Here is a 24,444-nt window from a genome sequence, read left to right as displayed (position 1 = left end):
GGGCAGGGCTGGGCCGGATGGTCACGGGGTGTGGGGCCGGGGCGGTGCGGGAGGTCAGGGGGTATGGGGCGGGGCTTCGGCGAGGGCGCGGGCGAGGGCCGCGCGCAGGTGGCCCTGCGCGGCGTCGAGCAGCTCGGCCGCCTGGGGGCCGTCGACGCCCCCGAGGATGACGAGGACGGCGTGCTTGACCTCGCCTCCGGTGGCGGTCAGGGCGGCCTCGATCTCCTCGTCGGACGCGCCGGTGGCCAGGGCCACGATGCGGCGGGCGCGGGCGCGCAGCTTCTCGTTGGAGGAGCGCATGTCGACCATCAGGTTCCCGTAGGTCTTCCCGAGCCGGATCATCGTGATCGTCGAGATGAGGTTGAGGACCAGCTTCTGCGCGGTGCCCGCCTTCAACCGGGTGGAACCGGTGATGAGCTCCGGCCCGACCACGACCTCGATGCCGTGTTCGGCGGCCGCGGCGAGCGCGGACCCGGCGTTGCAGGAAAGCCCCACGGTGAGCGCGCCGCGCGTACGGGCGAACTCGACGGCGCCGATCGCGTACGGGGTGCGGCCGGAGGCGGAGATGCCCACCACCGTGTCGTCTGTGGTCAGCGCGAGGGCGGTGAGGTCCCGGGCGGCCAGCTCCGCGGAGTCCTCGGCGCCTTCGACGGCCTGGACCATGGCGGACGGTCCGCCCGCGATCAGGCCGACCACCGCGGCCGGGTCGGTGTTGAAGGTGGGCGGGCATTCGCTGGCGTCCAGGACGCCCATCCGGCCGGCCGTGCCGGCGCCCGCGTAGACCAGCCGCCCGCCACGGGCCATCCGCGGCGCGATCGCGTCGATCGCGGCGGCGATCCCCGGCAGCTGGCCGGCGACGGCGGCCGGGACGGTGGCGTCCTCGGCGTTCATGATGCGGGCGATGTCGAGGGTCGGCAGCTGGTCGATGCCGGCCAGCTCGGGCCGGAAGGCCTCGGTGGTCAGCGTTTCCAGCTGGGCGCGGAGGTCGGCGTACGCGGTCATGGGTGGCGGGCTCCTAGCGGGCGGGTGCCGCCCTTGCCGGCGGTCGGTACGGGCGTGTGGTGGCGGGGGGCGAGGGCCTCGTAGGAGGCGGCGAGGGCGGGCGCGGCCGTCTCGTACGTCCGCTGCGCCACCCCGACGAACAGGCAGTCCACGACGAGGAGCTGGCTGGTCCGGCTGGACATGGCGGCCGGGCGCAGCCGGGTCTCGCGCGGGGCGGAGGTGGCCAGGACCAGGTCGGCGTAGTGGGCGACCGGGCTGTTGGCGCGGCCGGTGAGGGCGACGGTGGTGGCGCCGCGCTCGAAGGCGGTGCGGAGGGGTTCGATGACATCGCCCGTGGCGCCGGAGTGGGTGATCGCGACGGCCACGTCGCCGGGGCGCAGCTGGACGGCGTTGGTGACGGCCAGATGGGGATCGCTGTGGGCGTGGGCGACCAGGCCGATGCGCAGGAGCTTCTGGACGAGGTCCTGGCCGACGAGGCCGGAGGCACCCACGCCGTAGACGTCGATCCGGCGGGCCGTCGCGAGGGCGGTGACGGCGGCGGCCAGCTGATCCAGGTCGAGTCCGGCGGCGGTGTCGGCGAGGGTCTGCGCCTCCTCGTGGGCCAGCTTGGCGACGACGTCCGCGATCGGGTCGTCGACGGTTATGTCCACGGTGACGGCGGGTGCGGCGCCGGACTCCTGCTGGGCGGCGAGGGCTGCGAGCGCGAGGCGCAGGTCGCGGTAGCCCGGGTAGCCGAGCAGGCGGGCGGTTCGGACGACGGTGGCTTCGCTGGTGCCGGTGTGTGCGGCGAGGGCGGAGACGGTGAGCCGGGCGCAGCCGGCCGGGTCGGAGGCGACGGCTTCGGCGACGGCGCGCATGGAGCGGGTCATGGAGGGGCCGAGGCCGCGGATGCGGGCGCGGAGCGCGTGGGCCGGCGGGGTGGCCTCGGCTGCACTGGCGACAGCGGTGGGCGTGCCGGGCGCGGTGGCCGTGGCGGCGGGGGGCTGAGCGGCCGGGCCGCTGAAAGTTTCCTTCGCATTCCTGCTCACGCCTGAAATCTATTTTCAGGCGGTGGGGGCGTCAAGGCGCCATGAGGGGAAGACGGCCGTCGCTCCCGCGCCCGAGCTGGTTCACAATGGCCGCATGGACCACGCGATCCCCCTGGAGCAGGCGCTGCATGTCGCCCGCGCCCTCGTTCTCGCCGACCTCGCCGCCGGCCAGGTCGCCGATGCCGATGTCGTCTCCCTCGTCGAGGACTCGGTCACGCACCGCCGGTGGTGGGTCGGGCAGTGGCCGCAGGGAGTGGACTACCTGCCCGGACTGGTCGCCCAGGACGTGCAGGACGCGCTGCTGGAGAAGCACGGGCGCTGGCCGCTGTGCCCGGTCTGCACCCACGGCGAACCGCACGCGCTGGAGGTGGAACCGGAGCTGGGACCGGACCCGCGCTGGGTCTGTTCGCAGGCGGGCGTGAAGGTGGCCGCGGTCGGCGGCCTGGGCGCCGTCTTCCGCGGGGGCCGGTGAGCGGTCGGTGACGGTGTACATCGACCCGCCCACCTGGCCGGGCCACGGCCGCATGTGGTCGCACCTGGTCAGCGATGTCTCGTACGAGGAACTGCACGCCTTCGCGGCGGCCATAGGCTGTCCGCCGCGCGCCTTCGAACGGGACCACTACGACGTGCCCTCGTACCGGTACGCGGCCGCGGTCGCCGCGGGCGCGGTCGAGGTCGGCAGCAAGGAACTCGTCCGCCGCCTGACCGGGGCCGGCCTGCGCCGCCCGAAGGGCCGCCCGGCGTAGGGCGGCGCCCCGTCCGCTCTACCCGCGCCCCTTCCGGCCTCCGGGCGGGCTACCGGTCGGCGTGGGCCGGGTCCGGGGCCGTCACGCGGGTGGCCGAGCCGGAGATGACCACGCGGGTCACACGGGTCGGCGTACGGCGGTCCAGGCGCAGCGCGACGACGGCGAGGGCGATCGCGGTGACGGTCATGGCGGCGCCCGCCCAGGCGGTGGCGGAGAAGCCGAGGCCGGCATCGATGACCGCGCCGCCGAGCCAGGGGCCTCCCGTGTTGCCGAGGTTGAAGGCGGCGGTGGTGGTGGCGCCGGCCAGCGTCGGGGCGGCGCCCGCGACGTTGAACATGCGGGCGTTGAGCGCGGGGGCGGTGAAGAAGGCCGAGAAGCCGATGAGGAAGGAGAGGCCGATCGCCGCGACCTGGAAGGAGACCAGCAGGGCGAGCGCGGTCAGGAAGACGGTCGAGGCGGTGATGCCCCAGATCATCACGCCGAACAGGTTCGCGTCCGCGACCCGGCCGCCGAGGGTGGTGCCGGCCAGCGCACCGATGCCGAAGAGGCCGAGGATCCAGGGGACCCAGTGCGAGTCCAGCCCCGCCACGTCCGTGAGCAGCGGCGACAGGTAGCTGAAGGCGCAGAAGACGCCGCCCGCGGCCAGTGCGGTGATGACGATGGACAGCCACACCTGGCGGTCGCGGTAGATGCGCAGCTCGCGCCCGAGGCGGGGCTTCTCGGCGGGCAGCGGGATCTTCGGGATCAGCGCCAGGATGCCGGCGAGGGCGATGGCGGAGGCCGCGCCGACCGACCAGAACGCCGAGCGCCAGCCAAGGTGCTCGCCGAGGAAGGCGCCGGCGGGGACGCCGAGGACGTTGGCGATGGACAGGCCGCCGATCATGACCGCCATGGCGCGGGCCCGCTGGTTCTGCTCGACCATGGCGATGGCGACGGCCGCGCCGACGGCCCAGAAGCCGGCGCAGGCGAGGGCGGAGAGGACACGGGAGGCGAAAAGGAGCTCGTAGGAGGGAGCCAGCGCGCCCGCGACCTGGCCCAGTCCGAAGAGGGAGATCAGTGAGATCAGAGTGGTGCGGCGCGGCAGGCGCAGGGTGGCGACGGCGAGCAGCGGTGCGCCGATGACCATGCCGATCGCGAAGGCGGAGATCAGCAGCCCCGCCTGCGGGATGGTGACGCCCATGTCGTCGGCTATGGGTGGCAGCAGCCCGGAGAGCATGAATTCGCTGGTGCCGAGGGCGAAGACGGACAGGCCGAGGATGTAGACGGCGACGGGCATGCGGGAAGGACGGGTGGTGGTTGCAGGCATGCCACTGATCAACGGTTGCGGACGGGACCGCATTCCCCTTCCCCGGAGTCCGCGTGCGGCGCCGGGCGGGTGCTGCGCCGGGCGGGTGCGGCGTCAGGCCGCGGAGGTCAGGGCGGCGAGCTCCGCGGCGAGATTGGCGCGGGCCGGGGCCTCCCACCGCTCGCTGCCGTAGGGCGTACGGAAGAGCCGCGGCAGGTCCAGCAGTTGGCGCAGCACGGCGGCGCGGCCGGTGCGGAAGGCGTCGTCCGGGACGAAGGCGTACTCGGCGCGGACGGCGGCGACGTACGCCTCGTACGCGGCCGGGGCGCCCGCCAGTACGGCGAGGTCCGCGTCGCAGAGCACCTCGCCGTCGGTGTCGCCGGGTGCGGGGTCGTGGGTGACGGTGAGGCGGACCAGCCGGGCGACCTCGGCGGTGCGGGCGGCGTCGATGCCGAGCTCGGTGAGGGCCCGCTCCGCCAGGGCGGCGCTGCGCTCCTCGTTCTCCGAGCGGTCGGGGCGGTAGACGGCGTCGTGGAACCAGGCGGCGAGCCGCACGGCGGCGGGATCGGCGGCGTGCGGCGCCAGTACGTCGATCCGCGTGAGCACATCGGCCAGGTGCGCGGTGGTGTGGTAGCGGCGCTGCGGCTCCGACCAGGCGGCGAGGAGCCGGTCGGCGTAGGGGGCTGGATCACGGTCGGCCGGGGCGCCGGCGGCGGCGGCCGTCGCCAGCCAGCGGGCGCGGAGGCCGGCGGTGTCCGTGTCGGTATGCGGGGTGGCTGACTCCATGCGCACATTGTGGGGGTGGGCGGTGCGGTGGCGTGATGGGTGGTGGCGTGATGGCGGTGGCGTGATGGTGCTGGTGAAGCGCGGGGGCGGGCCCGTACCCTGGATATTGGACTAGACCTCTAGCTCTTTCCGTGGCCTGGGCTGTCCCGGCGCGGGTCAGCAGGTCAGCAGGTCAGCGGGTCATATGAGCAGTTTTCCGAAGGATGGGGATCGAATGAGCAACCGTGCGCTCCTGGAGGTGATCGCCCTGGACGCTCAGGACGCGATCGCGGCCCGGGCCGGTGGGGCGGACCGACTCGAACTGGTCACCGACATGGCCGCCGACGGACTCACCCCGCCGTGCGAGACCTTCGCGGCGGTCAGGGCGGCCGTCGACATCCCGCTGCGCGTGATGCTCCGCACGACGGACGGCTTCGCCGCGGGCGACGTCGGCGCCCTCGTCGCGCAGGCGCGGGCGCTGCGGGCCGAGGGGGCGCGGGAGTTCGTCCTCGGTTTCCTGCACCCGGACGGCAGCCCCGACCTGGCCGCCGTGGAGGCGGTCCTGGCCGAGCTCGACGGCTGCCGCTGGACCTTCCACCGGGCGATCGACCGCGCGGCGGACCGGGACCAGCTGCGCAAGGCGCTCGCGGAGCTGCCGGGGCTGGACACGTACCTGACGGCGGGCGCGGCGGCGGGGGTCGGCGCCGGCCTGCCGGTGCTGCTGGCGGAGGCGGCGCGCAGCGGCGAGCCGGGGTACGGGCCGCGGATGCTTGTCGGCGGCGGGCTGACGCTGTCGCACCTGCCGGTGCTGCGCGCGGCCGGCCTTGACGCCTTCCACATCGGCGGCGCGGCGCGGCCGGACGGCTGGGGCCGGCCGGTCTCGGCGGCGGCGGTGGCCGAGTGGCGCACGGCCCTGTCCTGACGGCGGGGCGGCGGGGCACGGCGGGGCCCGAAGCGGGGCACGGGGTGGGGCCGGCCGGGCGACCGGGGCCGGCTCACCCCGGTGCGGGATCGTCCGGGCGCGGGATCGCCCGCCGCCCGCCGCCGCCGCGGCCCCGCCGCCCGCCGCCCCGCGGCCCGGCGGCCCGGTGGGGTCAGGTCAAGGGCGTCGGGAGCGGGGCCGCGTGGAGGAGGGCCAGGCCCGAGACGGCGCGGGTGAGGCACACGTACAGCCGACGCAGGCCGGTCCGTTCGTCCGGCTCGCCGTCCACGATCGCCGCGGGCTCGTCCAGGACCACGTAGTCGTACTCCAGCCCCTTCGCCAGCGACGCCGGCACCAGCGTCAGCCGCGCCCGCGCCGTGGTCTCCTCACCCGGCGACAGGTACGGCAGGTCCGCCGCCCGCAGGGCCTGCCCCAGGGCCGGAACACGGGCGTCCGCCGCGATCAGGCCGACCGAGCCCTCCTGCTCCAGTGCGGCACGGCAGGCGTCGGTCACCGCCGCCGTCAGCTCGGCCGGATCCTCGATCCGGGTGATCCGCAGGGAGCCCGGCGCCTCACGGACCGAGGAGACCGGGGCCAGGCCCGGGGAGATCGACGGCAGCAGGCGCGAGGCGTACGCGATCACCTCGCGCGGCACGCGGAAGCCCGCCGTCAGCTCCTCCAGCACCGCCTGCGGCTTGCCGAGGTGGGTCAGCGCCTCGTCCCAGCTGCGCGTCGCCCACGGCGTCGTGCCCTGGGCGAGATCACCGAGGACCGTCGCCGAACCGGTCGTGCAGCGCCGGCCCACCGCCCGGTACTGCATCGGCGAGAGGTCCTGCGCCTCGTCGAGCACGACATGGCCCAGCGAGGACGTCCGCTCGACCAGGTCCGCCGTCTCGTCGATCAGGACCAGGTCCGCCGCCGACCACTGCGCCGACTTGACGCCGCGGTACGGCTTCGGCCACAGCAGGAGCTCCTGCTCGTCGGCCGTGAGGACGCCCTCCGCGTGCGCGGCGAGGAACTCCGCGTCGGACAGCAGCCGCAGCACCAGCTTCGCCGGATCCACCGGCGGCCAGATCTCCTTCACCGCCGCCTTCACCGCCGCATTGCGCGCCACCGCGTCCTGGACGCGGTCGTCGGGCGCCTCGCCGGCCTGCTCCATCCGTACGAGGACCGCGTGCGCGATCCGCTGCGGGAGCGCCTCGCGGGCCGCGCCGTAGCGGATGTCGCGGGTGCGCAACTCCTCGACCATCTCTGACAGTTCGTGCGCCGGTACGCGCCAGCGGCGTGAGCCGCGGACCACCATCAGCGGCTCGGTGGGCAGGGTGACGTGGGAGCGGACCGCGCGGTTCAGGACCTCCGCCATCCGGGCGTCGCCCTTGACGACGGCGGCCTCGGCCGCGTCGGAGCCGCGTACCTCCAGGCCCTCGCGGGCCACCAGGTCGTCCACGGTGGCCTGCTGGACCTCCAGCTCTCCGAGGGCCGGGAGGACCTGCTCGATGTAGTGCAGGAAGGACCGGTTCGGCCCGATGACCAGCGTGCCCGTGCGGGCCAGGCGGTCGCGGTGCGCGTACAGCAGGTACGCGACGCGGTGCAGGCCGACCGCCGTCTTCCCGGTGCCGGGGCCGCCCTGGACGCAGACGGAACCGGACAGGCCGGAGCGGACGATCTCGTCCTGCTCGGGCTGGATCGTCGCGACGATGTCCCGCATGGGGCCGACGCGGGGGCGCTCGATCTCCTGCTGGAGCAGTTTGCTGACGGTGGCGGCGGCGGTGGCCCCGGCGGGGGCCGGGTCGGACAGGTGCTCGTCCTCGTACGCCGTGAGCTCGCCGCCGGTGTAGCCGAAGCGGCGGCGCAGGGCGACGTCCTGCGGGTCGGCCTTGGAGGCGCGGTAGAAGGGCTGGGATACGGGGGCGCGCCAGTCGATGACCATCGGGTCGCCGTCGGCGTCGTGGACGTGGCGGCGGCCGATGTAGAACTGCTCGCCGCCGGCGCCCTCGGCGAGTTTCGCGCCGGGCGCGTGCAGGTAGTCGAGGCGGCCGAAGAAGAGGGGCGTGTGGGCGAGGTCGGCGAGCGCCTTGATGCGGTCGTCGATCTGGGCCCGCAAGACGATCGCGTTGACCCAGTTCGCGGTCACGTCGCGGATGTCGAGCGCCTCCGCGTCCGCGCGCATGGCGCGCAGCGCGGCGCGGGAGGCGGCGAGGTGCGCGCGCTCGCGGGCGAGGGGGCCGGTGGCGGTCGTGGTCGTGGTCGCGGTGGTCGCGGTGGCCGTGCGGACGGGCGCGGCGGTGGGCGGGGTGTCGGACTCGGGGGCGTGCGCGGGCACGGGAATGCCTCCAGCTGCGGATCGCGGAGCCGCGTGAGCGTCAGCGGCGGCCGGTACGGAACAGATGCCCGCCGGTTTCTGACCGGCGGGCGGCTCTCCCCGGTGAGGCGGCGGGAGGCGGGCAAGAGCGGAGATTCTAGCCAGCGCGACGGAGCCGCGCGAATGGATTTGGCGCACCGGAAACCCGCTGGCACCGGGACTTTCGTACGGGGTGCCGTACGGGTGTCATACGGGGGAGCGTCAGACTTGAGGGCGGTCCTCAGGGGCCGGCATGGGCCGCGAGGAGGACGCGAGGGGTCCCGGGATTCCCTCCGCAGAGCGATGTGCGCGGCCGGGCTGAAACGGACCATGGATCCATGAGCACCGCAACCTTCACCCCGATCCAGGGCGGCCGCCCGAGCGGCGCCACCACCTCCTACTCCCGGCCCCGCCACAGCCCGGGCGGCATGCTGCGCGCCGCGAAGGTCTTCGCCGCGGCCGCGGTGAGCGTCATCGTGCTGGGCGAATACGGCGAGGACGCGGGCGTCATACGCCGCTGACCGGTGGACGGGACGGGCCATCGGCGCGAGGCGGGCGGGGGGGGGTGGAGCCCACCGTCCCCACCCCCGACGCATGCCCCGCGCAGGAGGCCGCCCGCGTCGACCTGCGCGGGCCGGCGGTCAGTCGTTCGTCAGCAGCTCGTCGGCGTCCATGATCCGGTAGGCGTAGCCCTGTTCGGCGAGGAAGCGCTGGCGGTGGGCGGCGAAGTCCTGGTCGATCGTGTCGCGCGCCACCACCGAGTAGAACCGCGCCTCGTGGCCGTCCGCCTTAGGCCGCAGCACGCGGCCCAGGCGCTGGGCCTCCTCCTGGCGCGAGCCGAAGGTGCCGGACACCTGGATGGCCACCGTGGCCTCGGGCAGGTCGATGGAGAAGTTCGCGACCTTCGAGACGACCAGCACGCTGATCTCGCCCTCACGGAAGGCGTTGAAGAGCTTCTCGCGCTGCGCGTTGGAGGTCTCGCCCTTGATGACGGGGGCGTCCAGGTGCTCGCCGAGCTCGTCGAGCTGGTCGATGTACTGCCCGATGACGAGGGTCTGCTCGCCCCGGTGCTTGCTGACGAGCGCCTCGGTGACCTTCCGCTTGGTCGCGGTGGTCGCGCAGTAGCGGTACTTCTCCTCCGTCTCGGCGGTCGCGTAGGCGAGCCGCTCCGTCTCGGTGAGGTTGACGCGGACCTCGACGCAGTCGGCGGGCGCGATGTAGCCCTGCGCCTCGATCTCCTTCCACGGCGCGTCGAACCGCTTGGGCCCGATCAGCGAGAAGACGTCCGACTCGCGGCCGTCCTCGCGCACCAGCGTCGCGGTCAGGCCGAGCCGGCGGCGTGCCTGGAGGTCGGCGGTGAACTTGAAGACCGGCGCGGGCAGCAGGTGTACCTCGTCGTAGACGATCAGGCCCCAGTCGCGGGAGTCGAAGAGCTCCAGGTGCGGATAGACACCCTTCCGCTTCGTGGTCAGGACCTGGTACGTGGCGATCGTGACGGGCCGGATCTCCTTGCGGGTGCCGGAGTACTCGCCGATCTCCTCCTCCGTCAGCGAGGTCCGCTTGACCAGCTCGTGCTTCCACTGGCGGGCCGAGACGGTGTTCGTGACGAGGATCAGCGTGGTCGCCTTGGCCATCGCCATGGCTCCGGCGCCGACCAGCGTCTTGCCCGCGCCGCAGGGCAGTACGACCACACCCGAGCCGCCGTGCCAGAAGCCTTCGACGGCCTGCTGCTGGTAGGGCCGCAGCGCCCAGCCGTTCTCCGCCAGGTCGATCTGGTGCGCCTCGCCGTCCACGTACCCGGCGAGGTCCTCGGCCGGCCAGCCCAGCTTGAGCAGCGTCTGCTTGATCTGCCCGCGCTCGGAGGGGTGCACGATCACGGTGTCGGGATCGAGCCGCGCCCCGACGAGCGGGGAGATCCGCTTGGACCGCAGGATCTCCTCCAGGACGGGCCGGTCGGTGCTGGTCAGGACCAGCCCGTGCACGGGGTGCTTGGAGAGGGTGAGGCGGCCGTAGCGCGCCATGGTCTCGGCGACGTCGACGAGCAGTGCGTGCGGAACCGGATAGCGGGAGAATTCGACGAGCGCGTCCACGACCTGCTCGGCGTCGTGCCCGGCGGCCCGGGCGTTCCACAGGCCGAGCGGGGTGATGCGGTAGGTGTGGATGTGCTCGGGAGCGCGTTCCAGCTCGGCGAAGGGGGCGATGGCGCGCCGGGCGGCGCCGGCCAGCTCGTGGTCGACCTCCAGCAGGAGGGTTTTGTCACTCTGGACGATCAGTGGACCATTCACGCGCGGCGCCCCGTTTCTCTAGGCAAACCTCCAGTGTGCCGTACGCCCCCGGCGGGTGGGAACCACCCACTCGGGGATGCTCCGCGCGAGGGGCGCCGGGCGCGTGTGGGCCGTGCGCCCGGTACTTTGCGCCCGGCAGTTCGAAGATCTTGCACCAGGGGCCAAGGGGGGCCGCATGGCGGAGCAGGGTGAACTCAGTAGTCGGGATGATCGGCACGACCGGGATGATCGGCACGACCGGGATGATCGGCCCGACCGGGACGGTCAGCGCGATCGCGACGATCGGGCCGGGCAGGAGGAGCGGGGCGGGCGGGGCGCGGCGGGCGGGCGGGGTGCCAGTCGCCGGACGCTGCGGACCGGCGGGGCGTGATCGTCGGCGGCCGGAGCACGATGCTGCGGGAGGCCCTGGACCGCCACCTACGCGGTGCGGGCTTCCAGATCTTCCCCGGCACCACCGCGGTCAACGGCGACGACGAGCGGAACATCTGCAACCGCACCCTGCACGGTGCGGGCGGCGCGCAGCTGGAGCTCACCCGGGAACTGCGCGACAGCTTCTTCGCCGACACGAGCAGCGCCACGCGGCGCGGCGAGACCCGCAACGGGGACTTCAACAGGTTCGTGAAGGCGTGCCGGGCGGCGATCGCGGAGTGCGAGTCCTCGCAGCGGTCCCCGGCAGCGTGAGCGGATGGGGAACGGGGCGCGGTGCGCCTACGCGCCGAGGTGGGGCAAGGGGCCGCAGGGGTACGGGGTTTCCACCGGAAGCAGCGCCCGCGCCGCGTCGGTGTCACCGGCGCGCAGCAGGCCGTGGATCTCGCGGGCCAGCGGGGTGACGTCCCGGATGGAGACGGTCCACTCGTCGGCGTACGCCCGGGACGCCGGACCGGACAGGCCCAGCTGCAGCGAACGGTACGGCAGCGGGTTCAGGTGCAGGTCGCGCTCCGGGTCCCACTGGACGCGGGCGCACGAGGCGGTGAGCGAGCGCCGCCAGGCCTCGCGGTCCGCGTGGACTCCGGACTCGTAGTGCGACAGGCAGGCCTCGCGCAGCGCCCGGTCGAAGCCCTCGCGGGTGATCTCGATGGCGAGCACCGTCTCCTGGTCGGCCTTGGCGGCCCAGCCGCAGCGGTACATCATCCACAGGAACGACGGCTTGATCCACGTCATCCGCTCCCGCTTCCAGGCGGGCGGGAAACGGCCGTCGCGGGCCGCGGGAACGCCCAGCCGGGGCGCGTACGCCTGGTAGACGGTGACGGTGGTGTCGGTGTGGGCCGCGCGGATCCGCCGCAGCGGTCCGCCCTGCGGGCCGGCGCCCCGGTGCTCGCCCCGGGGATCCGCGCTGCGCGCGTCCCCGGCGCCCGGGCCGGCGGTGTACGGAGAGGCGGTGTGCGCGCAGATGGTGTGCTGGTCGGACATCCCGTCAGGATGTGGCACACAGCCCGCCTCCGGCCATACGTTTTCCGCCGCCCGGGCCCGCCGCGCCCACCGCCGCGTACGCCCTAGACCTGATCCTCCGCCAGCTCAGCGACGCCCGTGATCCGGTGCAGCGCGTACGTCCGCACCTCGTCCGCCGTGTGGTCGTAGCCGGTGACGAAGCCGCCCTCCACCCGTACCGGGGCGATGACCCGCTGGCTCGCCGCGCCCTCCGCGTTCACGTACCCGATCCACACCGCCGAGCCGGTCAGCGCGGCCGCCTGCACGGTCGCCAGGGTCTCCGCCGCGCTCGTGCGCGGAAGCCCGCCCGGCGCGGCCCGCGGCGCGGACGGGGCGGGCTCCTTGCGGACGACCGTCGCCGCCATGTCGCCCGCCCGGATCGCCCGTACGGCCGCTCCCAGCAGGGTCTCGTCCGGCACCGGCGGCCCGTCCGGCACCGGTACGGGCGCCGAGCGGGGCGGGGTGCGGTGCGCGTGGGCCCGGGACACCAGGACGTCGCCGGTACGGGACTCCGCGGCCGGCGCGTACCCCATCGCCCGCAACCCGTCGAGCAGCGCGCCCGGTTCGGCCTGTGCGGCCAGCACCGTCGGCGCGAGGCGGCGCAGGCCCATCCCCGCGGAGCGCTTGTCGGCCAGGATCTCGCCGAGCATCGCGTCGTCGTCGCAGCGGACGTACGAGGAGGCCGCGCCGACCCGCAGGTGGCCGTGCCGCCGCGCCACGTCGTCGATGAGGTACGCCAGCGGCTGCGGGACCGGGGTGCGGCTGTGCTCCTTGAGGAAGGCGTGCAGGTCGGCGGCGGCGTGCCCGGCGTCCAGGGCGCGGCGTACCGAGCCGGGTGTGAAGCGGTACACCGTGGCCCCGCCCTTGGACTCCACGTCCGCCAGGACGGCCAGGGTGTCGCCGAGCGGCCTGCGCAGCGGACCGGGGGCCACCGCCGTCAGGTCGGCCTGGAGCAGGACGTGGTCCACCGGCTCCGGGAGCAGCGGCGCCATCAGCGGTGCCGGGTCGCGGTGGTCGAGCAGGGCGCGGCCCGGCCCGGACAGGGCGCCCCGGCCGGTGACGCCGAGGATCTCCGCCTCGGTCATGGTCCAGTGCGCGAGGCGGGCGCGCAGATCGCCCGAACCGCGTACGGGACGCTCCCAGGCCAGCCGGTCCAGCAGGGAATCCGGGTCGGGGGAGGCGCCTTCGGGCAGACCGGCGAGGAGTTCCAGGATCCGGCGGCGCAACTCGGGGGCGGCGGAGCGGTCGAGGTCGGGGCCGAGCACCGACAGCGTGCGGCCCTTGGCGTCCTGCTCGCCGGCGAGACCGGCCGTGCGGGTGGCCGGCAGCCAGGCGGTGACGAGCGCCGACCACCTGTCGGCGGGTGCCAGCTCGCACCAGTCGTCGAAGGCGGGGGTGGGCGCGTACCGCTCGTCCGCCTCGCCGTCGCCGGCCACCAGGCCGGCGGCGTAGGCGAGTTCGATCCAGAACGCCGCCGAGGACTCGGTGGTGTCCAGGGTCGCCGCCGCCCGCTTCAGATCCCGTACGGAGAGCCCGCCCGCGCGCAGCACCGCCGGACCGGCGTGCTCCCAGGACTTCACCAGGTCCTCGACGGTGGACAGCGCGGCCAGCGCCTGCCCGGCCGCGTTCGCGTCCACAAGCTGTGGACGGTGCTCGCGCCGCGCGCGTACCGGCGGGGCGACGGGCTGGGTGTCCCGGTGCGCGAGGCCACCGCGCAGGTGCAGGGCGACCTCGCGCGGCAGGACGACGGTGCGCGCCGAGGCGGGCAGCAGCAGGCCGCGGTCGCGCAGCCAGCGCACCGGCGGCGTCGGATTCGCGGTCACCTCCCCGTACGGCGGCCCCCAGACGAGCCGCCCCAGCACCTGGTGCGCCTCCGCCGGGGCCCCGTCCAGCAGGGCGGACATCCGGTCCGGGTCGGTGAACAGCCCGGTCAGCGCGGTCACCGCGGAGACCGCGTCGTGGGTGGGGGGCAGCCCGGCGGCGGCCACGATCTCCTGGATCCTGGTCGGTGACATCCCGGCCGTGGCCTCGGCGACCGTGGGGCCCAGCCCGGTGGGTGAGGGGCGCCCGGGGGAGGGCGCGAGCAGTTCGCGGGCCGTGCGGACCAGGCGCAGCCGGTCCTCGTCACCCCACACCAGGGCCTGGTCGCGCAGGGTGCCCAGCGCGCGGGGGAGGGCGGCGCGGGCGGCGCTGTCGCCGGTGTCCGCGCCGCGGTGGCCGGTCAGCAGCGACTCCAGCACCGGGTAGGGGCACGGTTCCGGGGCCACCGCGAGGGCCTGCGCGGTCTGGAGCGTGAACCGGTCGAGGCGCTCCAGCGCCCGCACCACCGAGGCCCGGGTGCCGGCCCGCCCGGCCAGTTGCGTCATATCGCCCGGCACCGGACTGACGAGGTCCGGGCGCGCGTGCAGCAGGGCGGTGAGCGCCGCGTCGTCGCGGGCGCGCAGCGCCTCGGCGAGAGAGCGCGGGGCGCTCCCTCCGGAGCTTTCCGCGGCGCCTCCCCCGGCGCCTCCCGCAGCAGTGCTTGCCTCAGGCACAGTCGCCTCCTGGTCGCGTCGGCCGGTCAGTCGGCCGGTCCCCATCCGGCCAACGGTATCCGCTGCGCCCACGGCCGCTCCACGGAAGCACGCGCTACCTTTCCGGCAGGCGGTATGGGAGGAGCCGGGTCATGGGGATCGAAAGCGACCATCTGGTCTACGAATATCTGAGCCGCGTCGGGGACTTGGCGCAGCAGCGGCAGTTGCCGTCCGGCGACCGGATGCGCCTCGTGGCGGGGCTGCGGGACGAGATCGACCGTCGGCGCGCCAAGTACGAGCCGCAGACCCCGGCCGCCGTGCGCCGCATCCTGCAGCGGATCGGCACGCCCGAGGAGGTCCTCGACACCCTGGGCACGCTGCGGGGACCGGCGTCGCCGTCAGGGGCGGAGGCTCCCGCCGACCCGGCGCCCGGGGTCCCCGCCCAGCGCGGGCCGGGCCGCCCGCGGCGCAAGAGCGCGCCCCCGCCGCCCCCGCCGCCCCCGGTGGCGGAGTCGGTGAACGTGCCGCCGCACCTGGCCGGGCTGGACGAACTCGGTGACTCGGACGGGCTCGAACCGGATTGGTGGCGGGTCACCCCGGGCCCGTACGGGGCGGGCCCGCAGGTGGAAGGCTTCGCGGGCGGCGTCGAGTTCCCGCCCGGATTCGGGGCGGATCCGGAGGCGGATCAGAACGCGGACCCGGAGGCGGATCCGGAGGCGGAGGCGGAGAAGAAGGCCGCCGGACCGCAGGAGCGTACGCAGACCCTCGTACGGTTCCTGCGCGAGCGGCGGCGCGCGAAGAAGGCGGCGAAGGCGGAGGCCGAGGCGGCGCGGGAGCCGGAACCGGCGGCCGGGGAGGCCGCGTCGCGCCCGCGCCCGAACGCCTTCCTCCTGCTGGCCGCCGCCGTCCTCCTCGCCGGTGTGGTCAGCGGCTACTGGCTGCTGCTGGCCGTCGGCTGGCTCCTGCCGTACGCCTCCCGCACGCTGCGGCCCGCCGAACGCAAATGGGCCGTCTTCGGCCCGCCCGGCGCGGTCCTCGCGGTGGCGGCCCTGTGGCTGTGGGGCCGCATGAACGGCCGCTGGGGCGAACACCTGGCCGACGACCAGCTGAGCGGCGCCCTGCACGGCATGTGGCCGTGGGTGATCAGAGCCGCGGGAATCGCCTCGGCGGCGTACCTGGTCTGGCGCGCCCGCAGGCGGTAACCACCCGGGCGGTCGGGGCGCCGGGCGGGACCCGCCGCCCGGATCCCGCCGGCGGGCCGGCCCGCAGGCGGTGACAGCCGTCCGGAGGTGCATGTTCGGGCCCGACCCGGCGGGCCGCCCCGCCGACGCCCCGGGCTGCACCGGGCGGCCGGGCGCCGGGCGCGGTGGGCGGTGGGCGCGGTTGTCTGGGGCACCGCCTGCGTTTGCCGGCGGGTCACCCCGGGTCGGCACAATGGCCGCTATGACTTCCGAGAGCCCCGCCGTGCCCGCCGCCCCGATGCTGACCGTCGGCTTCGACCTGGACATGACCCTGATCGATTCCCGCCCGGGCATCAAGGCCGCCTACCAGGCCCTCTCGGCCGAGACGGGCACCTTCATCGACGCCGACGAGGCCGTCACGCGGCTCGGTCCGCCGCTGGAGGAGGAGCTCGCGTACTGGTTCCCCGAGGCCCGCATCCCCGCCATGGCGGACCGCTACCGGGAGATCTATCCCACACACGCCATCGAGCCGACCCCCGCGATGCCCGGCGCCCGCGAGGCCATCGCGGCCGTCCAAGCTCTCGGCGGCCGCGCCATCGTCGTCACGGCCAAGCACGAGCCCAACGCCCTGCTGCACCTGAAGCACCTGGGCATGGAACCGGACGCCGTCGTCGGCTGGCTGTGGGCGGAGGCCAAGGCGGGCGCCCTGCGCGCGTACGGGGCGCAGGTCTACGTCGGCGACCACGTCGGAGACGTACGCGGCGCCCGGACCGCCGGCGCGCTGTCGGTGGTGGTGCCGACCGGCCCCTGCCCGGAGCCGGAACTGCGGGCGGCGGGCGCCGACGTGGTGCTCGCGGACCTCACCGCGCTGCCGGAGTGGCTCACGCGCTACGTGGCCGACCAAGCCGCCTGAGCGGGCGCGCTCACACCTGCGAGGCCCGGGCCGCCCGGCGCTGCGCGGCGGCCGAGCGCAGCACCCCGGCGGCGGAGATGGCGAAGCCGACGCCCATGAGCATGCACACGGCCCACGCGTACGAGGGGAAGGGGTCGGTGCCCAGGAACAGCGGAGCCATCGTGGCCACCGTGGCGAGGGCGCCGGCGATGAAGACGATGCCGCCGGCCTTGACCAGGGTGTCGCCGGGCCGCGCTTCGTCGGGAAGAGGAGTAACAGTCACTCCACCAGGGTAGTTCCCTGGCTCAACCAGCCAAGCGAAGGACCGGGGAACGTCTTGTCACCCGGCCGTCGACCATTAGCCTTGAGGTGGCGGGTCATCGATGACCCGCTGCGCTGTTATCCGGAGTCGTTGCGCGGCTGCCGGACCCGACGAGTACAAGGACAGAGGACGGACGTGCCTACCGGCAAGGTCAAGTGGTTCAACAGTGAGAAGGGCTTCGGCTTTCTCTCCCGTGACGACGGCGGCGACGTCTTCGTCCACTCGTCGGTGCTCCCTGCCGGGGTCGATGCGCTCAAGCCCGGCCAGCGCGTCGAGTTCGGAGTCGTCGCCGGGCAACGCGGTGACCAGGCACTTTCGGTGACGGTACTGGACCCGGCGCCCTCCGTCGCGGCGGCGCAGCGCCGCAAGCCCGACGAACTCGCCTCGATCGTGCAGGACCTCACGACCCTGCTGGAGAACATCACTCCGATGCTGGAGCGCGGCCGGTACCCCGACAAGGTGCACGGTACGAAGATCGCCGGACTGCTGCGGGCGGTGGCCGACCAGCTCGACGTCTGAGCCCCGCCCAGCACCGTGCCTGCCGTGCCCCGCCGCCTCCCGCCCCGCGCGGGAAGCGGCGGGGCACGGTGCTGGGCGGCCTACGGGAAGGTGAGCGCGCCGGGCGGGATGGCGGGTACCAGGCCCTCGGCCGCCGCCCGGGTCAGCAGCCCGCGCACCGCCGCGTAGCCGTCGTCGCCGAGGTCCGCGGTGAACTCGTTGACGTAGAGCCCGATGTGCTGGTCCGCCACGGCCGGGTCGAGTTCCTGCGCGTGGGCGCGGACGTACGGGCGCGAAGCCGCCGGGTCGTCCCAGGCCATCCGGACCGACGTACGGGCGGCCTCGGCCAGCGCGCGCAGCCGGGCCGCGCCCAGGGAGCGCTTGGCGATGATCGCGCCGAGCGGGATGGGCAGGCCCGTCGTGGACTCCCAGTGCGCTCCCATGTCGGCCAGGCAGTGCAGCCCGTAGTCCTGGTAGGTGAACCGGGCCTCGTGGATGACCAGTCCGGCGTCCACCCGCCCGTCCCGTACGGCGGGCATGATCTCGTGGAAGGGCAGCACGACCACCTTGCCGACCCCGGCCGGCAGCACGTCCGCCGCCCACAGCCGGAACAGCAGGTAGGCGGTGGAGCGTTCACCGGGCACGGCGACCGTCTTGCCGGCCAGGTCCACGCCCGGCCCGCCCGTCCCGCCCGGCCCGTCTGTGCCGCCTGTGCCCGGGCCGTCCTTCACCAGGACCAGCGGCCCGCAGCCGCGCCCCAGCGCCCCGCCGCAGGGCAGCAGCGCGTACTCCTCCAGCACCCAGGGCAGGACGGCGTACGACACCTTCAGCACGTCCAGCTCGCCGCGCTCGGCCATGCCGTTGGTGATGTCGATGTCCGCGAAGGTGACGTCGAGCGCGGGCGCCCCCGGCACGCGGCCGTGCGCCCAGGCGTCGAAGACGAAGGTGTCGTTGGGGCAGGGCGAGTAGGCGATCCGCAGCGGCCGCGCGCTCTCAGCGGTGCTCATGGCGCTCATGGCGTTCTCCCGAGTTCGCGAGTACGGGCCCCAGTGCGCGGAAGCCCTCCGTGAGGGCGGCGAACGCCTCCCCGATCCGCCAGGCTGCCCGGTCCCGCGGACCCACGGCATTGGAGACGGCGCGGATCTCCAGGACGGGCAGCCCGTGGGCGGCGGCCGCCTCCGCGACCCCGAAGCCCTCCATGGCCTCGGCGCCGGCGAGCGGATGCCGGGCGGTGAGTTCGGCGGCCCGGGCGGCGGTGCCGGTGACCGTGGAAACCGTCAGCACGGGCGCGAGGAGCGCCCCGGTGGCCTCGGCGGCCCGGCCGGCGAGTTCGGCGGGCGGCAGGTGCACGCTGTGCCCGAAGCCCAGCGCCCGTACGTCCAGGAACCCGTCGGGTGTCTCGGCCCCCAGGTCGGCGGCGACGATCGCGTCGGCGACCACGAGGGAGCCCGGCGGGGCGGCGGGGGCGAACCCGCCGCCGATGCCCGCGCAGATCACCAGCGAGTAGGCGCCGGGGGCCAGGGCGAGGGCGGTGGCGGCGCCGGCGGCGGCAGCCGCCGGTCCGACGCCCGCGACGAGCACGTCGAAGGCGATGCCGGGGAGGTCCCGGCGCAGGGTGGGGTAACCACCGGGAAGGGTGCGCGGCTCAGGGCCGGGAGTGTCCGGATGAGGGGTCGGCCCGGTCAGGGCACTGACGACGGAGTCTGCCTCCGCCGCCACCGCGGTCACGACGAGCACGCGCACCGGAACGGCCCGGCTACTTGAGCTTGAGGTTGAAGGTCCAGACCGAGAGCGGCTTCCCGTCCGGGCCGAGCTGGAGGAAGGCCAGCTTCTTGGAGGCGGGGGCCTCGCCCTGGCCGCCGGTCGCGAAGACGTCGGCGCCCGCGAAGCTGCGGTAGGTGTTCTCGGAGGGCTCGGTGATGGGCTGGCCGTCGAGGACCGCCTGCCACTTCTTGCCGTCCTCCACGACCTCGGGCTCGACACCGAGGCGCAGGGTGTCACCCCGGCCGTACTCGATCGTCTTGGAGTCCTTCAGTTCGGTGAGGCACTCCTGGACCATGTCCATGGAGAGCGGCTGCCCGCCGTCGTAACAGGCGGCCTCGGCGGCCACCGACGAGGTGCCGACCGTCACGGTCGCCAGCGGCGTCGGCTTGTCGCAGGCGGAAAGGAGGAGGAGGCCGGCGGACACGGCTCCGAGGGCCGCGACGCTGCGGCGGCCCCTACCCGAGGAAAGCGGTGCGGTCATGAGCCGAAGGCTATCGGGCCGGTGGGCCGCGCCGCCGCACGGGGTCCCGCCGGGGCATGCGCGGCGCGGCCGAACGGCCCACGGCGGGGCCGGGCGCCCAGGGCCAGGAGGGATTGCGACGACAGGGCCTACGCCACCCGGGTGCGGGGCGCGGTGGGCTGGCGGCGGGGGGCGGAAAGGAAGCCGCGGACGGCTATCATCGCGCCCAGGGCCACCACGGCCGCGGCGACGGACATGCCGAGCACGCCGTTCAGTGGCAGGGCGATGCCGATCCCGCCGCCCAGCACCCAGGCCACCTGGAGCAGCGTCTCGGACCGGGCGAACGCCGAGGTCCGTACGGACTCCGGGACGTCCCGCTGGATCATCGCGTCCAGCGAGAGCTTCGCCAGCGCCTGGCAGAAGCCGGCCGTGCCGGCCAGCACCGCCATGAAGAGGCCGCTGAAGAGGACCGCCGCCAGGACCGCGACGCCCAGGGTCACCGCCAGCACCGCCGCGACGATCGCCTCCGGCGCCCGTGCCCGCAGCCACGCGCCCACCGCCGTACCGCAGGCGTTGCCGACGCCCGCCGAGACGCCCACGATGCCCAGCGACACCGCCGCGCTCTGCCCGGCCAGGGGATGCTCGCGCAGCAGGAACGCCAGGAAGAAGATCAGGAACCCGGACAGCCCGCGCATCGAGGCGTTCGCCAGCAGACCGCACAGCACCGACGGGCTCACCGTGCGCAGCCCGGGCCTGGGGGAGCGGGGCTCGTGCGTGGAGAGCCGGGCCCGGCGTTCGCCCTTCGCCTCGTCCACCTTGTGCGGCAGGGTGAAGGCCGCGAAGGTGCCGCAGACGAAGATGGCGCAGGCCCCGTACAGCGGCCACTGCGGGCCGATCGCGTGCAGGCCGGCCGCCACCGGCGCCGCCGCGCCCGTGGCGAGCAGCCCGGCCAGCGTGACCCGGGAGTTCGCCTTGACGAGTGAGAAGCTCGGCGGCAGGAGCCGGGGCACGACCGCGCTGCGCACCACCCCGTACGCCTTGGAGGCGACCAGGACGCCCAGCGCGGCGGGATACAGCTCCAGACCGCCCGTCGCCACGGCGCCCGACATCATCACCGCGAGCAGGGCCCGGGCCAGCATGGCGGCCGCCATCGCGGCCCGCCGCCCGTGCGGCAGCCGGTCCAGCAGCGGTCCGATGACGGGAGCCAGCAAGGTGAAGGGCGCCATGGTGATGGCCAGGTACAGGGCGACCCGGCCGCGCGCCTCGTCCGTGGGCACGGAGAAGAACACCGTCGAGGCCAGCGCCACCGTGATCATCACATCGCCGGCGCCGTTGATCGCGTGCAGCTCGATCAGCTTGCCCAGACCGGACTCCCCGGCCCCGTGCGCGTGCGTGGCGCGCCGGATTCCGCGCGCCGTACCGGTGAAGGGCAGGTGCAGGGCACGCCCGACGGCTCGGCCGGCCCGCCTGGCCGGTCCCGAGCCGTCGGCGGACGACCGTACGGGTGCCACCTGGCCATAGTGCCCCACACGGCCCTCCGCGACGCCTCCCGGCGCGGCGGGGGCGCCGGGAGGCGTCGGGTTGTCCGCGAATCGGACCTTGCATGTGGGCCCAAGGCTTCCGAGGAGGTAGCGTGCGTAGCGCGCCACCGGCGGTTGCTCCTGGCCGCGCGCCTCTTCGTGATCCCGCAGAATGGATCCAGTGAGGTGCGCCCGGAGTCCGGTCGGGTGCGGACGTCGACGCGGCCCTCTGGTCCGCTCCGCCCGCGCCACGTACGGACAGCACCGACGGGTCGTTGTGGACGACAGTACGGACGGCGCACACGTGAGACGGCGTAGGAGAGAACGAGACCAGTGAGTGCTGCGACGACGCGAAGCCGTACCCCGCGTACCCCCGACCGCCTGTGCGCCGAGGCGGTAGAACTCGCCCGTTCGGCGGCCGAGGAGGCCGCCTACCCCGGCGTGGTGGGCGCCCACCTCTCGGCCGTGGCGGAGGGCGACCGGGTCGTCACCCACTTCTTCGAGTGCAAGGAACCGGGTTACCGGGGCTGGCGCTGGGCCGTCACCGTGGCCCGCGCCTCCCGCGCGAAGAACGTCACCCTCGACGAAACGGTGCTGCTGCCCGGCGAGGACGCCCTGCTGGCCCCCGAGTGGGTGCCGTGGAGCGAACGGCTGCGCCCCGGCGACATGGGCCCCGGTGACCTGCTGCCCACCGACGCGGAGGACCTGCGCCTGGAGCCCGGCTGGTCGGGCGAGGACGCCCCGCCGCCGAACTCGGTCGTCTCCCCCGAGATGGCCGAACTGGTCGAGGCGGAGGACGCCGACGTCACCGACCGCGCGGTCGTCCCCGTACGCGGTTCCATCACCTCCGTCGCCGAGGAACTCGGCATGCGGCGCGCCCGGGTCCTGTCGCGGTACGGGCTGCACACCGCCGCCGACCGCTGGGACGAGGCTTTCGGCGCGAAGACCCCGATGGCGCAGGCCGCGCCCGCCGCCTGCGTGTCCTGCGGCTTCCTCGTCGCGATCGGCGGCTCGCTCGGCCAGGCCTTCGGCGTCTGCGCGAACGAGTTCAGCCCGGCCGACGGCCACATGGTGTCCCTGTCGTACGGCTGCGGCGGCCACTCGGAGGCCGCGGTCATGCCGGCGCCGCCGCGCCCGGCGCCGCCGGTGCTGGACTCGATGGCCTCGGACGACTTCCCGCTGCGGCCCGCGCCGGCCCCGGACAGCGGTTCGGTCCCGCTCTCGGACCTCCCCGCCGAGGATCTCGGCCACAGCTAGGGCCTGTCCGGGCGATCTCCGTGGGCCCGCGCTGCCTGGCACGGCGCCTCCCTGCGTTGTCGGAGCGCGCGAGTACGGCCACGTACGAGCTGCGCCCCTGCGCCTTGCGATGCACCGCACCAGACAACGCGGCCTGATCCACGAAGACCGCCCGGACAGGACCTAGGGCGGTTTTCCAGGTCTTGTCCGCCGAGCCGGCCCGGTCGGGTCCGGTGCCGTACGGCGCGAGGCGCAGCGGCTGCCCGCGTACGGGACGTACGCGGGAGCCCCCAGCGGGTGAGCCCCCAGCGGGTGAGCCGCGCGCGGGCCGGTCGCCAGCGGGCCGGTCGCCAGCAGGGCGCCGCCCGCGGGTCAGTCGTTGCCGCGGCGGCGGAAGAGCCGCTTCGCGCCGAAGACCAGGGCCATGCCCCCGGCGAGGACCAGCGCACCCTTCGTGAAGCCGCCGTCCTGCTGCTGCGGCGGCGCGCCCGGCTGCGGGGAGGCCCCGGGCGCGGCGGGTCCGGTGGGCCCGGTGGGCTTGCCGGAGGCGGAGGCGGAGGCCACGGGGACCGCGACGACCCTGCTGCCCGCCCCCTCCGCGCCGAACATCAGCGCCGAGCCGTCCGCCGTGTACGTCACGGACTCCGCCTGCCCCTGCCACGGCGCGTCCACCCGCTCGCCCTGCCCCTGCGGGCGGCCGTCCTTCCACGGGTAGGTCTTCGCGAAGAAGTACCCGCGCAGGGCCAGGCGTCCGCCGTCCGGCGAGAACGCCCCGTCCGTCACCCACGGCAGGTCCGCGATCCGCCGGAAGACGTTCGGCCCGTCGGCCGACAGCCGCGCCGGGCCCTCGTACAGCCCGCCCTTGTCCTCGTGCTTGCTCGCGATGTACACCCGGCCGGTCACCGGATGCACCATCAGCGCCTCCGCGTCGCGCGGCCCGTCCGCGTACGTCACGGTGAACTGCGTGGCCTTGACGGTGACATCGCCCAGCTCCGCGGGCTCCTGGAAGCGGTAGATCCACACGTGGTCCCAGGTGCCGTTCAGGTTGTCGCCGATGTCGCCGACGTACAGCTGCCCGTCCGGGCCCAGCGAGACCGCCTCGACGTCGCGCGGCCTGCCGATGCCGGTGAGGGTCACCCGGGCCACGGTCTTGCCGGTCGCCGAGTCCACCGCGTAGACGTACGGGCCGTCGTCGCTGTCGTTGTGCGTCCAGTACACGCCCGGATGGATCCGGCTCGCCGTCAGACCGCTCGACTCGTTGATGCGCGGGTCGCTGATGCTGAAGGAGGAGGCGCCGGGGCCCTGCGCCGCGAAGGCCGCACCCGGCGGCAGGGCCAGCGCGGCGACGGCCGCGACGGCCGCGACGGCGGTGACGGCGGCGGTGACGGACGTGGAGCGGACGGTCGGCGGGAGCAGGCGCATTCCCCCAGCCTGCCAGGCCCGCCGGGGGTGTCGGGCATCACAGGGGCTCCGCGGACCGGCCGCCCGGCGATCCGGGATGATGACCGGATGCGTTTCATGTTCGTCGGCGACTCCATGACCATCGGACGCGCCGGCGACTGCACCTGGCGTTACCGGATGTGGCAGCACCTCGACGCGACCTTCGGCGGCCCCTACGAGATCGTCGGCCCGCGCCGTGCGCTGTACGACGCCGTCGCCGACGCGCCGACGAGCCACGAGTACGCCGATCCGGGCTTCCCCGGCCACGCCCGCCGCCACCTGGCCGGCTGGGGCGAGGGCTGGCAGCACATGGCCCCGCTCATAGGCCCGGCCGTGCGCGCCGCCGAAGCCGATGTGCTGCTCGTCTCCCTCGGCCTGGTCGACCTCGGCTTCTACACCCGCGCCGACGAGACCGCGGCCAACGCCCGCCGTTTCATCGCCGGGGCCCGCGCCGCCCGCCCCCGCGTCCGGATGGTGCTGATGCCGGTGATCCCGAACGTCCGCGCCGAGGAGGACCTGCCCTTCGCGGCAGAGGTCGCGCGGTTCAACGAGCTCCTGGCGAAGGCGGTGGCCGACCTGTCGACCCCCGCCTCGCCGCTCCTGCTGGCCGCGCGCCCGGCCTCGTACGAGATCCGCCACGACACCTACGACGGCACCCACCCCAACGCCTCCGGCGAACACCGGCTGGCGGGCGAGTTCGCGGCCGTCCTCCACCAGGCCTGGGGCATAGGCGGCGCCTACCGCCCACGGCCGGGGCCGTAACGGGCCCTGACCGAAAGGGTCTTGCTTCGAGCGCACTCGAAGGAGTTGGCTAGT

Annotated in this window: 24 protein-coding genes; 10 read left to right on the top strand and 14 right to left on the bottom strand. The window is 74.7% G+C overall.

All coding sequences use genetic code 11. The annotated features are described in order from the left end of the window. Positions 1–54 precede the first annotated feature (54 nt). Together murQ and ACWDX7_RS12565 are read right to left on the bottom strand one after the other, a co-directional pair. Complete coding sequence (gene murQ / locus ACWDX7_RS12570; protein WP_451490497.1) at positions 55–1,002, bottom strand: N-acetylmuramic acid 6-phosphate etherase; 948 nt, start codon at positions 1,000–1,002, stop codon at positions 55–57. Next, positions 999–2,030, bottom strand: a complete 1,032-nt coding sequence (locus ACWDX7_RS12565; RefSeq protein ID WP_451490498.1) for a MurR/RpiR family transcriptional regulator — start codon at positions 2,028–2,030, stop codon at positions 999–1,001. The genes murQ and ACWDX7_RS12565 overlap by 4 nt, the downstream gene beginning before the upstream one ends. Positions 2,031–2,124: 94 nt before the next feature. On the opposite strand from ACWDX7_RS12565, the gene ACWDX7_RS12560 reads away from it, so the two are divergent. Then, complete coding sequence (locus ACWDX7_RS12560; RefSeq protein ID WP_451490499.1) at positions 2,125–2,502, top strand: hypothetical protein; 378 nt, start codon at positions 2,125–2,127, stop codon at positions 2,500–2,502. A 7-nt stretch (positions 2,503–2,509) separates the two neighbouring features. After that, positions 2,510–2,776, top strand: a complete 267-nt coding sequence (locus ACWDX7_RS12555) for a DUF4031 domain-containing protein (RefSeq protein WP_451490500.1) — start codon at positions 2,510–2,512, stop codon at positions 2,774–2,776. A gap of 49 nt (positions 2,777–2,825) precedes the next feature. Here ACWDX7_RS12555 and ACWDX7_RS12550 read toward each other — a convergent pair whose 3' ends face one another. Both ACWDX7_RS12550 and ACWDX7_RS12545 read right to left on the bottom strand, forming a co-directional pair. Then, positions 2,826–4,052, bottom strand: coding sequence for a Cmx/CmrA family chloramphenicol efflux MFS transporter (locus tag ACWDX7_RS12550; protein ID WP_451490572.1), 1,227 nt, complete (start codon positions 4,050–4,052; stop codon positions 2,826–2,828). Positions 4,053–4,175: 123 nt separating this feature from the next. Then, on the bottom strand, positions 4,176–4,847 hold the full coding sequence (locus ACWDX7_RS12545; protein WP_451490501.1) for an HD domain-containing protein: 672 nt from the start codon (positions 4,845–4,847) through the stop codon (positions 4,176–4,178). A gap of 214 nt (positions 4,848–5,061) precedes the next feature. On the opposite strand from ACWDX7_RS12545, the gene ACWDX7_RS12540 reads away from it, so the two are divergent. Next, positions 5,062–5,748, top strand: coding sequence for a copper homeostasis protein CutC (locus tag ACWDX7_RS12540; RefSeq protein WP_451490502.1), 687 nt, complete (start codon positions 5,062–5,064; stop codon positions 5,746–5,748). A 172-nt stretch (positions 5,749–5,920) separates the two neighbouring features. Here the strand turns inward: ACWDX7_RS12540 and ACWDX7_RS12535 are convergent, their stop codons facing one another. Further along, positions 5,921–8,071, bottom strand: a complete 2,151-nt coding sequence (locus ACWDX7_RS12535; RefSeq protein ID WP_451490503.1) for a HelD family protein — start codon at positions 8,069–8,071, stop codon at positions 5,921–5,923. A gap of 356 nt (positions 8,072–8,427) precedes the next feature. Between ACWDX7_RS12535 and ACWDX7_RS12530 the strand changes: the two genes are divergently transcribed. Next, positions 8,428–8,610, top strand: coding sequence for a hypothetical protein (locus ACWDX7_RS12530; RefSeq protein ID WP_451490504.1), 183 nt, complete (start codon positions 8,428–8,430; stop codon positions 8,608–8,610). 120 nt (positions 8,611–8,730) lie between these two features. Here the strand turns inward: ACWDX7_RS12530 and ACWDX7_RS12525 are convergent, their stop codons facing one another. Beyond that, a complete protein-coding gene (locus ACWDX7_RS12525; protein ID WP_451490505.1) occupies positions 8,731–10,374 on the bottom strand; it encodes a DNA repair helicase XPB in 1,644 nt (547 codons plus the stop codon). Between the two features lie 366 nt (positions 10,375–10,740). Between ACWDX7_RS12525 and ACWDX7_RS12520 the strand changes: the two genes are divergently transcribed. Next, positions 10,741–11,055, top strand: coding sequence for a poly-gamma-glutamate hydrolase family protein (locus tag ACWDX7_RS12520; protein ID WP_451490506.1), 315 nt, complete (start codon positions 10,741–10,743; stop codon positions 11,053–11,055). A gap of 27 nt (positions 11,056–11,082) precedes the next feature. Here the strand turns inward: ACWDX7_RS12520 and ACWDX7_RS12515 are convergent, their stop codons facing one another. After that, positions 11,083–11,784 (bottom strand): DUF4291 domain-containing protein, encoded by a 702-nt coding sequence (locus ACWDX7_RS12515; protein WP_451490507.1) that lies wholly within the window; start codon positions 11,782–11,784, stop codon positions 11,083–11,085. A gap of 83 nt (positions 11,785–11,867) precedes the next feature. Next, a complete protein-coding gene (locus ACWDX7_RS12510; protein WP_451490508.1) occupies positions 11,868–14,381 on the bottom strand; it encodes a helicase C-terminal domain-containing protein in 2,514 nt (837 codons plus the stop codon). Positions 14,382–14,467: 86 nt separating this feature from the next. Here ACWDX7_RS12510 and ACWDX7_RS12505 point away from each other — a divergent pair, with 86 nt between their 5' ends. Continuing rightward, the gene (locus ACWDX7_RS12505; RefSeq protein ID WP_451490509.1) at positions 14,468–15,517 is read left to right on the top strand and encodes a hypothetical protein; all 1,050 of its coding nucleotides are present in this window, start codon (positions 14,468–14,470) and stop codon (positions 15,515–15,517) included. 232 nt (positions 15,518–15,749) lie between these two features. Then, positions 15,750–16,409: an HAD family hydrolase gene (locus ACWDX7_RS12500; RefSeq protein ID WP_451490510.1), complete on the top strand. Its 660-nt coding sequence runs from the start codon at positions 15,750–15,752 to the stop codon at positions 16,407–16,409. 10 nt (positions 16,410–16,419) lie between these two features. Here ACWDX7_RS12500 and ACWDX7_RS12495 read toward each other — a convergent pair whose 3' ends face one another. After that, positions 16,420–16,671: a hypothetical protein gene (locus tag ACWDX7_RS12495; RefSeq protein WP_451490511.1), complete on the bottom strand. Its 252-nt coding sequence runs from the start codon at positions 16,669–16,671 to the stop codon at positions 16,420–16,422. Between the two features lie 174 nt (positions 16,672–16,845). Between ACWDX7_RS12495 and ACWDX7_RS12490 the strand changes: the two genes are divergently transcribed. Further along, positions 16,846–17,229: a cold-shock protein gene (locus ACWDX7_RS12490; protein ID WP_030012939.1), complete on the top strand. Its 384-nt coding sequence runs from the start codon at positions 16,846–16,848 to the stop codon at positions 17,227–17,229. 80 nt (positions 17,230–17,309) lie between these two features. On the opposite strand, the gene ACWDX7_RS12485 is transcribed toward ACWDX7_RS12490, so the two are convergent. From ACWDX7_RS12485 to ACWDX7_RS12470, 4 genes are all read right to left on the bottom strand, one after another. Beyond that, on the bottom strand, positions 17,310–18,215 hold the full coding sequence (locus ACWDX7_RS12485; protein ID WP_451490573.1) for a 1,4-dihydroxy-6-naphthoate synthase: 906 nt from the start codon (positions 18,213–18,215) through the stop codon (positions 17,310–17,312). Next, a complete protein-coding gene (locus ACWDX7_RS12480) occupies positions 18,202–18,951 on the bottom strand; it encodes a futalosine hydrolase (RefSeq protein ID WP_451490512.1) in 750 nt (249 codons plus the stop codon). The genes ACWDX7_RS12485 and ACWDX7_RS12480 overlap by 14 nt, the downstream gene beginning before the upstream one ends. Before the next feature lie 13 nt (positions 18,952–18,964). Continuing rightward, a complete protein-coding gene (locus ACWDX7_RS12475; protein ID WP_451490513.1) occupies positions 18,965–19,453 on the bottom strand; it encodes a DUF2771 domain-containing protein in 489 nt (162 codons plus the stop codon). 128 nt (positions 19,454–19,581) lie between these two features. After that, positions 19,582–20,961 (bottom strand): MFS transporter, encoded by a 1,380-nt coding sequence (locus ACWDX7_RS12470; protein ID WP_451490514.1) that lies wholly within the window; start codon positions 20,959–20,961, stop codon positions 19,582–19,584. A 324-nt stretch (positions 20,962–21,285) separates the two neighbouring features. Here ACWDX7_RS12470 and ACWDX7_RS12465 point away from each other — a divergent pair, with 324 nt between their 5' ends. Beyond that, the gene (locus ACWDX7_RS12465; RefSeq protein WP_451490515.1) at positions 21,286–22,209 is read left to right on the top strand and encodes a DUF3027 domain-containing protein; all 924 of its coding nucleotides are present in this window, start codon (positions 21,286–21,288) and stop codon (positions 22,207–22,209) included. A 351-nt stretch (positions 22,210–22,560) separates the two neighbouring features. Here ACWDX7_RS12465 and ACWDX7_RS12460 read toward each other — a convergent pair whose 3' ends face one another. Beyond that, complete coding sequence (locus tag ACWDX7_RS12460) at positions 22,561–23,610, bottom strand: WD40 repeat domain-containing protein (protein ID WP_451490516.1); 1,050 nt, start codon at positions 23,608–23,610, stop codon at positions 22,561–22,563. An 87-nt stretch (positions 23,611–23,697) separates the two neighbouring features. Here ACWDX7_RS12460 and ACWDX7_RS12455 point away from each other — a divergent pair, with 87 nt between their 5' ends. Beyond that, complete coding sequence (locus tag ACWDX7_RS12455) at positions 23,698–24,390, top strand: GDSL-type esterase/lipase family protein (protein ID WP_451490517.1); 693 nt, start codon at positions 23,698–23,700, stop codon at positions 24,388–24,390. Positions 24,391–24,444 lie beyond the last annotated feature (54 nt).

It is taken from the genome of Streptomyces sp. NPDC003034 (assembly GCF_053591375.1).
Note: the sequence above shows the minus strand (reverse complement) of the source record. Positions and strands in the feature narration are given on the sequence as shown.

Coding starts and splice junctions, on each gene's coding strand:
- ACWDX7_RS12545 (WP_451490501.1), bottom strand. CDS start 4,847: ATGGAGTCAGCCACCCCGCATACCGACACGGACACCGCCGGCCTCCGC.
- ACWDX7_RS12515 (WP_451490507.1), bottom strand. CDS start 11,784: ATGTCCGACCAGCACACCATCTGCGCGCACACCGCCTCTCCGTACACC.
- ACWDX7_RS12510 (WP_451490508.1), bottom strand. CDS start 14,381: ATGGGGACCGGCCGACTGACCGGCCGACGCGACCAGGAGGCGACTGTG.
- ACWDX7_RS12505 (WP_451490509.1), top strand. CDS start 14,468: ATGGGGATCGAAAGCGACCATCTGGTCTACGAATATCTGAGCCGCGTC.
- ACWDX7_RS12475 (WP_451490513.1), bottom strand. CDS start 19,453: ATGACCGCACCGCTTTCCTCGGGTAGGGGCCGCCGCAGCGTCGCGGCC.
- ACWDX7_RS12455 (WP_451490517.1), top strand. CDS start 23,698: ATGCGTTTCATGTTCGTCGGCGACTCCATGACCATCGGACGCGCCGGC.
- ACWDX7_RS12485 (WP_451490573.1), bottom strand. CDS start 18,215: ATGAGCACCGCTGAGAGCGCGCGGCCGCTGCGGATCGCCTACTCGCCC.
- murQ (WP_451490497.1), bottom strand. CDS start 1,002: ATGACCGCGTACGCCGACCTCCGCGCCCAGCTGGAAACGCTGACCACC.
- ACWDX7_RS12540 (WP_451490502.1), top strand. CDS start 5,062: ATGAGCAACCGTGCGCTCCTGGAGGTGATCGCCCTGGACGCTCAGGAC.
- ACWDX7_RS12550 (WP_451490572.1), bottom strand. CDS start 4,052: ATGCCCGTCGCCGTCTACATCCTCGGCCTGTCCGTCTTCGCCCTCGGC.
- ACWDX7_RS12500 (WP_451490510.1), top strand. CDS start 15,750: ATGGCCGCTATGACTTCCGAGAGCCCCGCCGTGCCCGCCGCCCCGATG.
- ACWDX7_RS12560 (WP_451490499.1), top strand. CDS start 2,125: ATGGACCACGCGATCCCCCTGGAGCAGGCGCTGCATGTCGCCCGCGCC.
- ACWDX7_RS12460 (WP_451490516.1), bottom strand. CDS start 23,610: ATGCGCCTGCTCCCGCCGACCGTCCGCTCCACGTCCGTCACCGCCGCC.
- ACWDX7_RS12530 (WP_451490504.1), top strand. CDS start 8,428: ATGAGCACCGCAACCTTCACCCCGATCCAGGGCGGCCGCCCGAGCGGC.